This window comes from Bacillus sp. Bwzl_19 (assembly GCF_054900515.1).
This window is the reverse complement of the sequence record NZ_CM142729.1, coordinates 3064127-3076177: the sequence shown is the minus strand read 5'-3', so window position 1 is coordinate 3076177 and position 12051 is coordinate 3064127. Positions and strand designations below refer to the sequence as shown.

The 12051-nt window shown below is 51.2% G+C and carries 11 protein-coding genes; all 11 read left to right on the top strand.

Annotated elements, in window-relative coordinates:
* Positions 1–68: 68 nt before the first annotated feature.
* Genes ACW5MY_RS16375 through ACW5MY_RS16325 form a run of 11 tightly spaced genes read left to right on the top strand, consistent with a single transcriptional unit; the run spans position 69 to position 12047 of the window.
* The gene (locus ACW5MY_RS16375) at positions 69–1886 is read left to right on the top strand and encodes a polysaccharide biosynthesis protein (protein ID WP_014472284.1); all 1818 of its coding nucleotides are present in this window, start codon (positions 69–71) and stop codon (positions 1884–1886) included.
* Between the two features lie 15 nt (positions 1887–1901).
* Positions 1902–3041 (top strand): glycosyltransferase family 4 protein, encoded by a 1140-nt coding sequence (locus ACW5MY_RS16370; RefSeq protein WP_289393936.1) that lies wholly within the window; start codon positions 1902–1904, stop codon positions 3039–3041.
* Complete coding sequence (locus tag ACW5MY_RS16365; RefSeq protein ID WP_013353690.1) at positions 3038–3880, top strand: glycosyltransferase family 2 protein; 843 nt, start codon at positions 3038–3040, stop codon at positions 3878–3880. The genes ACW5MY_RS16370 and ACW5MY_RS16365 overlap by 4 nt, the downstream gene beginning before the upstream one ends.
* A complete protein-coding gene (locus ACW5MY_RS16360; RefSeq protein ID WP_094247475.1) occupies positions 3873–5009 on the top strand; it encodes a glycosyltransferase family 1 protein in 1137 nt (378 codons plus the stop codon). The genes ACW5MY_RS16365 and ACW5MY_RS16360 overlap by 8 nt, the downstream gene beginning before the upstream one ends.
* Positions 5010–5012: 3 nt before the next feature.
* Positions 5013–6116 carry an EpsG family protein gene (locus ACW5MY_RS16355; RefSeq protein WP_094247476.1) on the top strand — a complete coding sequence of 368 codons (1104 nt, stop codon included), beginning with the start codon at positions 5013–5015 and terminating at the stop codon, positions 6114–6116.
* Between the two features lie 18 nt (positions 6117–6134).
* Positions 6135–7172: a glycosyltransferase family 2 protein gene (locus ACW5MY_RS16350; RefSeq protein ID WP_013353687.1), complete on the top strand. Its 1038-nt coding sequence runs from the start codon at positions 6135–6137 to the stop codon at positions 7170–7172.
* 4 nt (positions 7173–7176) lie between these two features.
* Positions 7177–8253 carry a polysaccharide pyruvyl transferase family protein gene (locus ACW5MY_RS16345; RefSeq protein WP_013353686.1) on the top strand — a complete coding sequence of 359 codons (1077 nt, stop codon included), beginning with the start codon at positions 7177–7179 and terminating at the stop codon, positions 8251–8253.
* Entirely contained in the window at positions 8250–9284 is a 1035-nt protein-coding gene (locus ACW5MY_RS16340; RefSeq protein ID WP_013353685.1) for a glycosyltransferase, read from the top strand. The genes ACW5MY_RS16345 and ACW5MY_RS16340 overlap by 4 nt, the downstream gene beginning before the upstream one ends.
* Positions 9281–10798 (top strand): MATE family efflux transporter, encoded by a 1518-nt coding sequence (locus ACW5MY_RS16335; RefSeq protein ID WP_014471059.1) that lies wholly within the window; start codon positions 9281–9283, stop codon positions 10796–10798. The genes ACW5MY_RS16340 and ACW5MY_RS16335 overlap by 4 nt, the downstream gene beginning before the upstream one ends.
* Positions 10795–11403 carry a sugar transferase gene (locus tag ACW5MY_RS16330; RefSeq protein WP_014471058.1) on the top strand — a complete coding sequence of 203 codons (609 nt, stop codon included), beginning with the start codon at positions 10795–10797 and terminating at the stop codon, positions 11401–11403. Before ACW5MY_RS16335 ends, ACW5MY_RS16330 begins: the two co-directional genes overlap by 4 nt.
* The gene (locus tag ACW5MY_RS16325; RefSeq protein WP_289393934.1) at positions 11400–12047 is read left to right on the top strand and encodes an acetyltransferase; all 648 of its coding nucleotides are present in this window, start codon (positions 11400–11402) and stop codon (positions 12045–12047) included. Before ACW5MY_RS16330 ends, ACW5MY_RS16325 begins: the two co-directional genes overlap by 4 nt.
* Positions 12048–12051 lie beyond the last annotated feature (4 nt).

Here is a 12051-nt window from a genome sequence, read left to right as displayed (position 1 = left end):
CTTAGCTGTTATGCCTGTTTTTTTGCGAAAACCGTATCAGCTAAACCGATAAATGAGGAGGGGAAAGATTGACTTACCGGAGAAGACTTTCAATGATTTTTGCATTGGATACGTATCTCGTTTTACTTTCCGTTGTTATAGGATATCAATTTTTTGAGGATTCTTATCACTTTTATGACTCCGGAGCGCTCCTGCTGACCGCGGTGAGCATGCTGATCAGCCACCATGTATGCGCTTTTATGTTTCACCAGTATAAGCAGGTATGGACGTATACGGGAATAGGGGAGCTGCTTGCCCTGCTGAAGGGGATCACTCTGTCCGCAGCGGTGACGGCCGCCGTTCAATATGGGGTGTTCCACACGATTTTGTTCCGGCTTTTAGCCGTCAGCTGGATGGTTCAGCTATTGTTTATCGGAGGCAGCCGGATGATTTCGCGCGTGCTGAAAGAAACGATCGGCAAGAAGCAAAATGACTCTTCACGGGCGCTGATTATCGGCGCTGGCGCGGGGGGGACGCTGCTCGCCCGTCAGCTTACGCAGAAAAACGATCTCGGAATCATGCCTGTGGCTTTTATTGATGATGACCAGACGAAGCATAAGCTCGAGATTATGGGGCTGCCCGTCATCGGCGGAAAAGAAAGCATTTTGCCGGCGGTGCAGAGGCTGAGAATTCACCATATCATCATCGCCATTCCGTCTCTGCGAACCCATGAGCTTCAGACTTTATACAAAGAATGTGTGCAGACGGGCGCCCATATTAAAATCATGCCGCAATTTGATGAGATCCTGCTCGGAACGCAGGCTGCCGGACACATCAGAGATGTAAACGCCGAAGATTTGCTCGGCAGAAAACCGGTCACTCTGGATACGAGCAAAATTTCTGACAGCATAAAGGGAAAAACGATTCTGGTCACGGGTGCCGGCGGCTCTATCGGTTCTGAGATCTGCCGCCAGATCAGCTCGTTTCGTCCGCGTGAAATCGTCCTTCTCGGCCACGGGGAAAACAGCATTTATTCCGTGCATGGCGAACTGTCAGCACGCTTTGGGAAAGAGGTGCTTTTTCACGCGGAGATCGCCGATATTCAGGATAGAGATAAAATCTTTACCTTGATGAAAAAATACGAGCCGCACGTCGTCTATCATGCGGCTGCCCATAAACATGTGCCGTTAATGGAACATAACCCGGAGGAAGCTGTCAAAAACAACATCCTCGGCACAAAAAATGTCGCCGAGGCCGCCGATATGTGCGGAACGGAAACGTTCGTGCTGATTTCTTCTGATAAAGCGGTCAATCCGGCCAATGTTATGGGGGCGACGAAGCGGTTTGCGGAAATGGTCATCATGAACCTCGGAAAAATCAGCCGCACCAAATTCGCCGCCGTCCGTTTCGGAAATGTGCTCGGAAGCCGGGGCAGCGTCATTCCGATTTTCAAAAAGCAGATTGCAAAAGGCGGACCCGTCACCGTCACGCATCCGGCGATGACAAGATATTTTATGACGATCCCCGAAGCGTCAAGACTCGTCATTCAGGCGGGGGCGCTTGCAAAAGGGCGGCAGATTTTCGTTCTGGATATGGGAGAACCCGTCAAAATCGTCGATCTGGCAAAAAACCTGATTCATTTATCAGGCTATACGACAGAACAGATTCCTATTGAATTCTCCGGCATCCGGCCGGGAGAAAAGATGTATGAAGAACTGCTGAATCATAATGAAGTACATACGGAACAGATTTTTCCGAAAATCCATATCGGAAAAGCGGTAGACGGGGATTGGGCCGTGCTTATCCGCTTTATGGAAGAATTCAGCCGTCTGCCTGAGGAAGAGCTGAGAAAACGGCTGTTTGAGGCAATCGAATCAGTACATGAAGAAGCGGCCGCGGGCGTGTGATGGGAGGTCAGAAAGATGACGAAAAAAGTATTATTCTGCGCCACTTTCGATTATCATTTTAAAGCCTTTCATCTTCCGTATTTTCAATGGTTTCAGGATATGGGCTGGGAGGTGCACGTCGCGGCAGGCGGTGATATGAATCTGCCGTTCGTGAATGAAAAGTTTTCCGTTCCGATCCGGCGCTCACCGTTTCATCCCGAAAACCTTTCTGTTTACAGACGGCTGAAACGGCTCATTCAGGATAACGGCTATGACATGATTCACTGCCATACGCCGGTCGGCGGCGTGCTCGCCCGCCTTGCCGCGAGACAAGCACGCCAAAAAGGGACAAAGGTGCTCTACACCGCGCATGGTTTTCACTTCTGTGAGGGAGCGCCTCTGAAAAATTGGCTTCTTTATTACCCGATCGAAAAATTTCTTTCTTCTTATACGGATTGCCTGATTACCATTAATGAAGAGGATTACGAACGGGCCAAGCAAATGAAAAAAACCGATTGCGACGCGAAAAAAATACACGGCATCGGCGTTGATACGGACAGGTTTCGGCCTGTAAGCCGGGCAGAGAGTGAACGTCTGAGAGAAAAACACGGCTTCACCGCCGGAGAATTTATCCTCGTTTATCCAGCTGAATTAAACAGCAATAAAAACCAGGGTATCCTCATTGAGGCTGCGGCATTGCTGAAGAACAGCATCCCTGAGCTGAAGCTTGTATTTGCGGGAGAAGGCGCGATGGAAGAGTCGTACAGAAAAAAGGCTGAATCACTCGGTGTATCCGATATTGTGCGGTTTTACGGTTTTTGCCGGGACATTCATGAACTCATTCAGCTTGCTGATCTGTCTGTCGCCTCAAGTATCCGGGAAGGGCTCGGCATGAATGTCCTTGAGGGAATGGCTGCCGAAAAGCCCGCCGTTGCCGCAGATAACAGGGGGCACCGTGAGATCATCGAAGACGGCGTGAACGGTTTTCTCGTGCCGGCCGGAGACAGCGCGGCGTTTGCCGATCGGATTGGAAAGCTGTACCGCTCCCCCGGCCTGCGAAAAGCAATGGGGCAAAAAGGGCGCCGTACGGCGGAATGCTTTTCAGAAACACGCACGGTAAAGGAAATGGCGCATATTTACGCCGGTTATATGGATAAAAAGGAGAAAAGCGTATGAATGCAGGAGCACAACCGAAAATTTCCGTCATCATGGGAATTTATAATTGCGAACAGACATTGGCGGAGAGTATTGAATCCATCCTGAGCCAATCTTATAAGAATTGGGAGCTGATTATGTGTGATGACGCGTCAACTGACGGAACGTATCAGATTGCGCGCCGTTACGCGGATCATTACAGCGACCGGATTACGCTGATTCAAAATAGGACAAATCAACGGCTTGCCGCTTCTTTGAACCGCTGTCTGACATACGCGTCGGGGGATTATATCGCCAGACAGGACGGAGACGATATCTCCGCCCCTAGGAGACTGGAAAAACAGGCCGCTTTCTTAAACAAGCACGCCCACTATCAAGTCGTAGGCACGGGTATGCTCGTATTTGACGAATTCGGCGTGAGGGGCGCCCGGCTTTTGCCGCCGGTGCCGAAACCGGAAATCATGGCGAAAGGCACACCGTTCTGCCACGGCACCATTATGATGCGGGCCGAAGCGTACAAAGCGCTCGGCGGCTACCGGTCAGTCAGGCGGACGCGGCGGATGGAGGATATCGATTTGTGGCTGCGCTTTTTTGAAGAGGGCTTCAGAGGGTACAATCTCCAAGAAACGCTGTATAAAGTGAGAGAGGACAGCGATGCGTTTAAACGGAGGTCGTTCACGTATTCCATTGATAATGCTGTGCTCGTTTTTCAGGCGTGCAGACGGCTGAAGCTGCCGTTTTCCCATTACGTGTATATCGCAAAGCCGCTCATCCGCGCCATTACGCCGCCCGCGGTCATGAACCGTTATCATAAAAACAGGGACATCCGCCAAAAAGAAGGGCTTGCCGAACATGACTGACACACCTGTGCGGGTGCTGCACATCTTCAGCGGGATGAACAGAGGCGGCGCAGAAACGATGATGATGAATTTGTACCGGAAGATGGACAGAACGAAGGTGCAGTTTGATTTTTTAACCCATAGGAACGATCCGTGCGCTTATGATGAGGAAATTCTTACTCTCGGCGGACGGCTTTTTTATGTGCCGAGCATCGGCAGCACAAATCCGATAACATTTGTGAAACAGGTCAAACGGGTGATTCAGGAAAAAGGCCCGTTTGCCGCCGTGCACGCCCATACCGATTTTCAATCGGGATTTATCGCGCTGGCTGCGCGTTTAGCCGGTGTCCCGGTGAGGATCTGCCATTCTCACAGCACGTCGTGGCGGGGGCGGTCGTCGCGGCTTGCCGGGATGCAGCTATTTGTATTCAGACGGATGATCACGGCAAACGCCACCGCGCTGTGCGCCTGCGGGGAAGAGGCGGGACGTTTCTTATTCGGTAAAGAAAAAGATGTGCATCTTTTGCCGAACGGCATTGATCTCGATTTATTTGCCGGCGGGCGTGCGGACACAGAATCGGAAAAAAGGAAGCGGGGCATTGCCGGCGGCCGTTTGGCAATCGGACATATCGGCCGCTTTACAGAGGAGAAAAACCACCAATTTCTGCTCCGGCTGGCCGCTGATATGAAAGAGCGGGGCATCGGCTTTCAGCTGATTCTCGCCGGAGACGGTCCGCTTCGCACCGATATGGAAAAACTGGCGGAGAAGCTGGGGCTTGATGATGATGTGCGTTTTATCGGCGTAGAGGAGCGCGTTCATGATCTGCTGAAAACGCTGGATGTATTAGTCATGCCGTCTCTATATGAGGGGCTGCCTGTCACGCTCGTTGAAGCGCAGGCCTCCGGGGTGCCGTGCGTGATATCAGACGGCATAACAGAAGAAGCCGATGCCGGGCTCGGACTGGTCAGCAGGCTCAGCCTCAAAGAGCCGCCCGAACAATGGGCAGCCGCAATTTTACGGGCAGCGGAGACGCCGGTGCCTGACAAGGCCCGCATTAAAGAAACCCTCGGACGGCTGGGATATGATGCGGGAGAAAATGCGGGGGCTGTTATGAAGCTTTACAATATGAATTGTGAAAAGGAACAGTAACGAATGATTGTATATGTAGTCAATATGGGAATTGTTTATATTTGGTCATGGTTCGCGAAAATGTGCGGCGGGCGTGATCAATCGCTTTCGACCGGGTACCGCCCGAATCAGCTCGTCATGCTGGTTCCGCTGCTATCGCTGGTATTGGTCTCCGGGTTACGCTACAGAGTCGGAACGGATTTTCAGACGTACGCGCTGATGTACAAACTGGCGGGCAATTACGGCAGCATATGGGAGATTTTCGGGTTCGGAGCGAAAAAAGCCGCTGTTGATCCGGGGTTTACCGCTTTCATCTGGCTCATGAATTTTATCACGAAAGATCCGCAAATCATGTATTTCACCGTAGCGGTCGTGACGTGCAGCTTTATTTTAAAAGGGCTCGCCGAGTTCGGGCGTCCGTTTGAGCTGAGTGTGTTTTTGTTTTTAGGCACGTATCATTATTACGCTTCTTTTAACGGCATCAGGCAGTATATGGTGGCGGCCGTGCTGTTTTGGGCCGTCCGCTACGTGATCAGCGGAAGCTGGAAGCGTTATTTTTTGATCGTGCTGATGTGCTCGCTCTTTCATTCCTCGGCCCTGATCATGATTCCGGTTTATTTTATCGTCAGAAGAAAGGCATGGTCGCCCGCGATTTTCGGGCTGTCGGCATTGTTTCTTCTCATGACGTTTCTGTATCAGAAGTTCATTTCGCTGTTTGTCGTCGTGCTGGAGAACAGCTCGTACGGCCATTATGAGAAATGGCTGATGACCAATACGAACGGGATGAACGTCGTAAAAATCGCGGTGCTGCTTCTGCCGCTGTTTTTGGCTTTCTGCTACCGGGAGCGGCTGCGGAAGCTCTGGCCTGGCATTGATGTCATCGTGAATTTCTGTCTGCTCGGCCTGCTGTTCGGTCTGCTGGCGACAAAGGATGTTATTTTTGCCCGGTTTAATATATATTTCGGCCTGTACCAAATGATCCTGATCCCTTATTTTGTGAGGATTTTTGATGAAAAATCGAATGCCCTGATTTATATCGCCATTATTGTCTGTTATTTTCTTTACAGCTATTTGCTTATGCCGGTCGATTCGTCTGTGCTTCCGTACAGAACGATTTTTTCCCGGTAATGGATACTGGAGGTTTATATGGAAACACCCGCGGTCAGTTTATTAATTGCTGTGTATAATACGGAAACCTATTTAGAAAAATGTTTAGATTCATTGCTCAATCAGTCGCTCGCCAATATCGAAATTATCGCCGTCAATGACGGGTCAACGGATCAAAGCCCGGCCATTCTTGAAACCTATCAAAAGCGGGATGAGAGAATACGGGTCATTCATCAGAAAAACCGGGGGCTCGGCGCGGTCCGCAACAAGGGCATTGAGGCGGCGCGCGGCGAATTTATCGCTTTTATTGATGCGGACGACTGGGTTGAACCGGATTATTGCCTGCGCATGTATGAAAAAGCGAAGGCTGATCAGGCTGATCTCGTCATTTGCGAATATGCGGCTGAATTTGCGGATACGGGGAAAACTGTCGTATCAACGATCGCTTCAGCGTATGAGGGCCGTCCGAAACAACTCTACCTGAAAGATTTATTTGAGGGAAGAGTCAGCGGATTTTCATGGAACAAGCTGTACAACAGAACCATGATCGAACATCATCGGCTGCGCTTTCCGCTTCGTGATGAGCTGGAACACGTGGAGGATCAGTACTTCAGCCTCCGGGCGCATGTATTCGCGGATGCGGTCTCGTACGTGGATCAGCCGCTCTATCATTATCGGATTCACTTGACTTCCATTGTGCAAAGCTATCAGAAAAAGCTGTTTGACTCAGGTCTGGTTCTCTATCGGCTGAACGAGGCTTTTTTGCGTGAAAACGGCTGCTTACAGGAATACCGGCAGGAGCTGGACTTTTTTATCGTCCAGCACGGAACAGTCTGCCTGCTTAATGAATGGAAGCGGAATAACGGCGGACGTTTTTCTGAGAAATGGCAGAATATCAGCCGGATATGCGCTGATCCCGTGTTCCGCCTGAGTCTTTCCAAAACAGGAACGGCGCCGTTTGACGCTAAACGCTCATGCCTTCTGCTTTTGGCGAAGCTGAAGCTGATTCCGTTCGTATCGCTGGCATCAGCCGCGTATCAGCGGGCAATCGAGTACAAAATGAAAATCAGAGGGTGAAGACATGTCGATACAATCTTTAAAAATCAATCTCGCGGAATGGCTTTTGCTTAAGGTGAAATACCCGTCTCAATTTCATTTCGGAACGGCAGCGGACGGGGCGGGGCATACAGCGGCAAGAAAAAAGATCATTCTGACGCTGCTTCCGTCCCACGATAATCTCGGCGATCACGCCATCGCCTACGCAAGCAAAACGTTTCTTGAACGGGAGTATCCCGATTTTGACATCATTGAGGTGGATATGAAGGATATATACAGATCCGCAAAAGCGCTGATCAAAAAACGCCACCCCGATGATATGGTATTCATCATCGGCGGCGGGAACATGGGTGATTTGTACCGTTATGAGGAATGGACGCGCCGTTTTATTATAAAAACATTCCATCAGTATCGGATCGTTCAGCTTCCGGCGACGGCTCACTTTTCTGATTCAAAAAAGGGGCGGAAGGAACTGAAACGCGCCCAAAAAGTGTATAATGCGCATCCCGACCTTTTGTTAATGGCAAGAGACGAGACGACGTATCAATGGATGAAGCGTCATTTTCCCGGAAAAACAGTGCTCAAACAGCCTGACATGGTCTTATATTTGGATAAAAGCGAACGGCGCCTCCCGCGGGAAGGGATCTACCTCTGCTTACGTGAGGACCGGGAGAGCGCGCTGACCGCTGAGGAAAGAACGATGGTAAAAGAAGCTTTGGCTGAAGAATACGGAGAGCTGCATTCCTTTACCACGACGGTCGGCCGGAGAGTCAGCCGCCATACACGGGAAGAAGAGCTGGAGGCGCTGTGGAATACACTGAAAGGCGCGGAAGCCGTCGTAACTGACAGGCTTCACGGGATGATTTTTTGTGCGCTGACGAAAACGCCTTGTGTCGTCATTCGTTCTTTTGACCATAAAGTGATGGAAGGCTTTCAATGGCTGAAACATATACCGAACATGACATTGCTTGAACGTCCGGAGCCTGAAGCCGTGACGGCCGCTGTAAACCGGCTGCTGAGCGGCAAGTATGAGGAAGGCGGTTCTATGCGCAGTGTTTATTTTGCCGGGCTGCGCTCGAAAATCAGCGGTGATGCCCAATGAACGCGCCGCTGGTAAGCGTAATCGTCCCGATGTATAAGACAGAGCCTTTTATTAAAGCATGCGCGGTATCTTTAACAAAACAGATGCTGAGAGACATCGAAATTATTTTCGTCAATGACGGCTCACCGGATCAGTCCGGCCGGATGGCCGAACAATTCGCCGCAGAAGATGCGAGAATCCGGGTGATTCATCAAGAAAACGGCGGTCTCAGCTCGGCCCGCAATGCCGGAATTAAAGCCGCCCGCGGCCGTTATATCGGCTTTGTGGACGGCGATGACTATGTGACGGAAACGATGTTCGAGCGGCTTTATGAAGAAGCGGAGAAGAACCGGCTGGATATCGCCGGATGCGGCTATTATAAGGAAACGCCGTCTAAGGAAAGAGCGTATATGCCGCCGTCCATTCCGCCGGGCCGCGTCTTCACAGCGGCTGAGATGACTGATCTGCTGACCTGCGCGCACGAACATCGGTTTATTTGGTACGTATGGCGTTATATATACCGGAGAGAAGTATTGCAAGGGCTGCTGTTTCATGAAGATATCCGATTTGCCGAGGACTCTCCGTTTAACTTGGCAGCGTTCCGCCATGCAGCACGTGTCAAAGTGATAGATGAAGGGCTTTATATTTACCGGGAAAACCCCACAAGCCTTACAGAAACTCCGTTTAAGCCACACTTAGATGACGAACTGCAAAAGCAATATGAAGCGAAAATGGCTTTTTATGAGGCGAACGGGCTGACGGACGCCTGCCAAAGCGATATCAATACGTATTTGTGTAAGCATCAGATCCCGATGCTGATCGCCAATGCATGCGCCGCCCCGCAGCCGTCACATGAGATTACGGCGCACATCGGCAGAATTTTAACGTATGACATGGTAAAAACGGCGGTGCGCAGCACGCCGTGCCGGCATAAACAGCTGCTGGCCGGGGAACGTGTGGTGCTCGGTCTGTGCAAAATGCGCCTTCCGCTGCTTCTGCATGCATTTTTCGATCGGAAAACGAAAGAGAAAGGCAGTGCGGAAGGAGCATGAAATTTGCCATTAATTTCGGCGCCAATGTGACGGCGTTTTTACTATCGGTGTTTTTATCAGTATGGATGACCCCCTTTATTGTCAAAACATTAGGTGTAGAGGCTTTTGGGTTTGTCCATCTGACACAGAATATCATTAACTATTTCTCTATTATTACCGTTGCGCTGAGCTCTGTCGTTGTGAGGTTTTTCTCCGTCGCCGCCCACAGGGGGAACAGGGATGAGGCCAATGCGTATGTAAGCAATTATTTAGCCGCGTCTGTCGTGATTTCGCTATTGCTCGCTGTGCCGCTCGCCGGGACGGCTTTTTTTATTGACCGCATCATGAATGTTCCGGCCGGGCTGTTAACGGATGTGAGGCTCTCTATCGTGATCGGCAGTGTGCTGTTTATGCTGACGTTTTTTATGGCAGGTTTCGCGACGGGGCCGTTTTTTGCCAACAAGCTTTATATCACAAGCTCCATTCAGGCCGTGCAAATGCTGGTCAGGGTGCTGTGTGTGCTCGCTCTGTTTACGTTCCTTCCCCCGAAGATCTGGCAGATCCAGCTCTCGGCTTTAGCCGGTGCCGTCTGCGCGGCCGTGCTGACGTTTTTCTTTTTTAAGAAATTGATTCCGTGGTTTTCTTTCAGGCGGAAAGCCTTGTCATTACAGACGAGCAAAGTGCTGTTTTCGGCCGGTGCATGGAGCTCTGTCAACCAGATCGGCGTGCTGCTGTTTCTGCAGATTGACCTGATGACGGCAAACCTTGTGCTGGGGCCGTCGGAAGCGGGCATTTATGCGGCGATTATCCAATTTCCGCTTCTGCTTAGAAGTCTTGCCGGGACGCTCGCTTCGCTGTTTGCGCCGGTTTTGACTTCCTGCTATTCAAAAGGCGATATGGAAGGTCTCCTGTCTTACGCCAATAAGGCCGTGCGGCTCAACGGGCTTCTGCTCGCGCTTCCCGCCGCCTTATTAGGAGGGCTTGCCGAACCGTTTCTGTCGATTTGGCTGGGCCCGTCGTTTGTGCAGACGGCGCCTATTTTATACATTCACGCCGCGTATTTGGCGGTCAGTCTCTCTGTCATGCCGCTATTTTACGTATGGACGGCTTTTAATAAACAAAAAACGCCCGCCGTCGTTACTTTATGCTTAGGCGGACTGAATGTTCTATTGGCCGTTGTTCTCAGCGGGCCGGCTCATCTCGGCCTGTACGGCATCACCATTGCCGGAGCTGTCTCTCTCATTTTGAAAAATGCCGTCTTCACGCCGCTGTATGTTTCGCATATTACCGGCTTTCAGAAAACCGCGTTTTACAAAGGCATGTTCGGTCCGTTGGCGGCGGCTGTATTTGCCTGGGCTGTCTGCCGGGGAATCCAGCTGTTTTCACCGCTTGACAGCTGGACCGGCCTGATTGCCGCAGGGCTTGCCGTATGCGTGAGCTATGCCGCATTCGCTTTTTTCTTCATTTGTACGAAGGAAGAAAGGCGGCTTGCTTTACAGAAATGCCGAAAAGTGAAAGGAGCTGTTCAGATTTGAAGGCGAAACGTGTATTTGATATAACGGCCGCGATTTTGTTATTGTGCGGCGCAAGTGTCATTCTTCTCTTCGCCATGGCCGCCGTCAGATTCGCCATCGGGTCGCCGGTGTTCTTTAAACAGACGAGACCCGGGTATAACGGGCGTCCGTTTACTTTGTATAAACTCAGGACGATGACGGATGCGCGTGACGAAAACGGTGCGCCGCTTCCGGATCATCTGCGTCTGACCAGAGCGGGAAAGCTGATCAGAAAACTGAGCATCGATGAGCTTCCCCAGCTTTTTAATGTGATCAAAGGCGATATCAGTCTGGTCGGCCCCCGCCCTTTGCTGATGGATTATCTGCCGCTTTACACGGCGGAGCAGGCGCGGCGGCATGAGGTGAAACCGGGCATTACGGGCTGGGCGCAGATTAATGGGAGAAATGCGATTTCCTGGGAAGAAAAATTCAAGCTCGACGTGTGGTATGTCGATAACCGCACATTCCTTCTCGACTTGAAAATACTGCTGTTAACTGTGAAAAAGGTTCTCGTGTCAGAGGGGATACATCAATCCGGCCATGCGACGGCAAAGCGCTTCACAGGCAGCGGAGATATGTCATCGTGAAAAAGGTCGTGCTGATCGGAAACGGCGGACACGGAAAAGTTGTAAAGGAAATCGTGAAGGCTCGTTCCGATATGGAGCTTGCGGGCATATTGGACGACGGATTCAGCGGTATTACCGTTCGGGACGGTTTGTATACGGGCCGAACGAAAGACGTGCACATGCTTCGGAAACTCGTCCCGGGAGCCGTATTCACGATATGCATCGGTCACAATGGTGTAAGAAAGCAGCTCGCTGAAACGCTTGGGCTTGAACATGATGATTACACCGCTCTCATTCACCCCGGGGCAATCGTCAGTGATACGGCTTCCGTCGGACACGGAACGGTTGTGATGGCGGGCGCCGTCATTCAGGCGGGCGCTGACATCGGCGCGCATTGCATCATCAATACAGGTGCGGTTGCCGATCATGACAATGCAATCGGAGATTACGTCCATCTTTCCCCGCGCGCTGCGCTTGCCGGCGGAGTGAAAGTCGGGGAAGGAGCGCACATCGGAATCGGCGCGTCTGTCATACCGCGGACAGACATCGGTCCTTGGTCGGTTATCGGCGCGGGGGCTGCCGTCATCAGCCGGATTCCCGATCATGTGACGGCGGTCGGCGTTCCGGCCCGCGTCATCTCCTCTATTCATAATGAAAAAGGATGATTTC

Bases quoted from the DNA above. Each gene is read 5' to 3' on its own strand.
- ACW5MY_RS16370 (WP_289393936.1), top strand. From the start codon at position 1,902: ATGACGAAAAAAGTATTATTCTGCGCCACTTTCGATTATCATTTTAAA.
- ACW5MY_RS16365 (WP_013353690.1), top strand. From the start codon at position 3,038: ATGAATGCAGGAGCACAACCGAAAATTTCCGTCATCATGGGAATTTAT.
- ACW5MY_RS16360 (WP_094247475.1), top strand. From the start codon at position 3,873: ATGACTGACACACCTGTGCGGGTGCTGCACATCTTCAGCGGGATGAAC.
- ACW5MY_RS16355 (WP_094247476.1), top strand. From the start codon at position 5,013: ATGATTGTATATGTAGTCAATATGGGAATTGTTTATATTTGGTCATGG.
- ACW5MY_RS16350 (WP_013353687.1), top strand. From the start codon at position 6,135: ATGGAAACACCCGCGGTCAGTTTATTAATTGCTGTGTATAATACGGAA.
- ACW5MY_RS16345 (WP_013353686.1), top strand. From the start codon at position 7,177: ATGTCGATACAATCTTTAAAAATCAATCTCGCGGAATGGCTTTTGCTT.
- ACW5MY_RS16340 (WP_013353685.1), top strand. From the start codon at position 8,250: ATGAACGCGCCGCTGGTAAGCGTAATCGTCCCGATGTATAAGACAGAG.
- ACW5MY_RS16335 (WP_014471059.1), top strand. From the start codon at position 9,281: ATGAAATTTGCCATTAATTTCGGCGCCAATGTGACGGCGTTTTTACTA.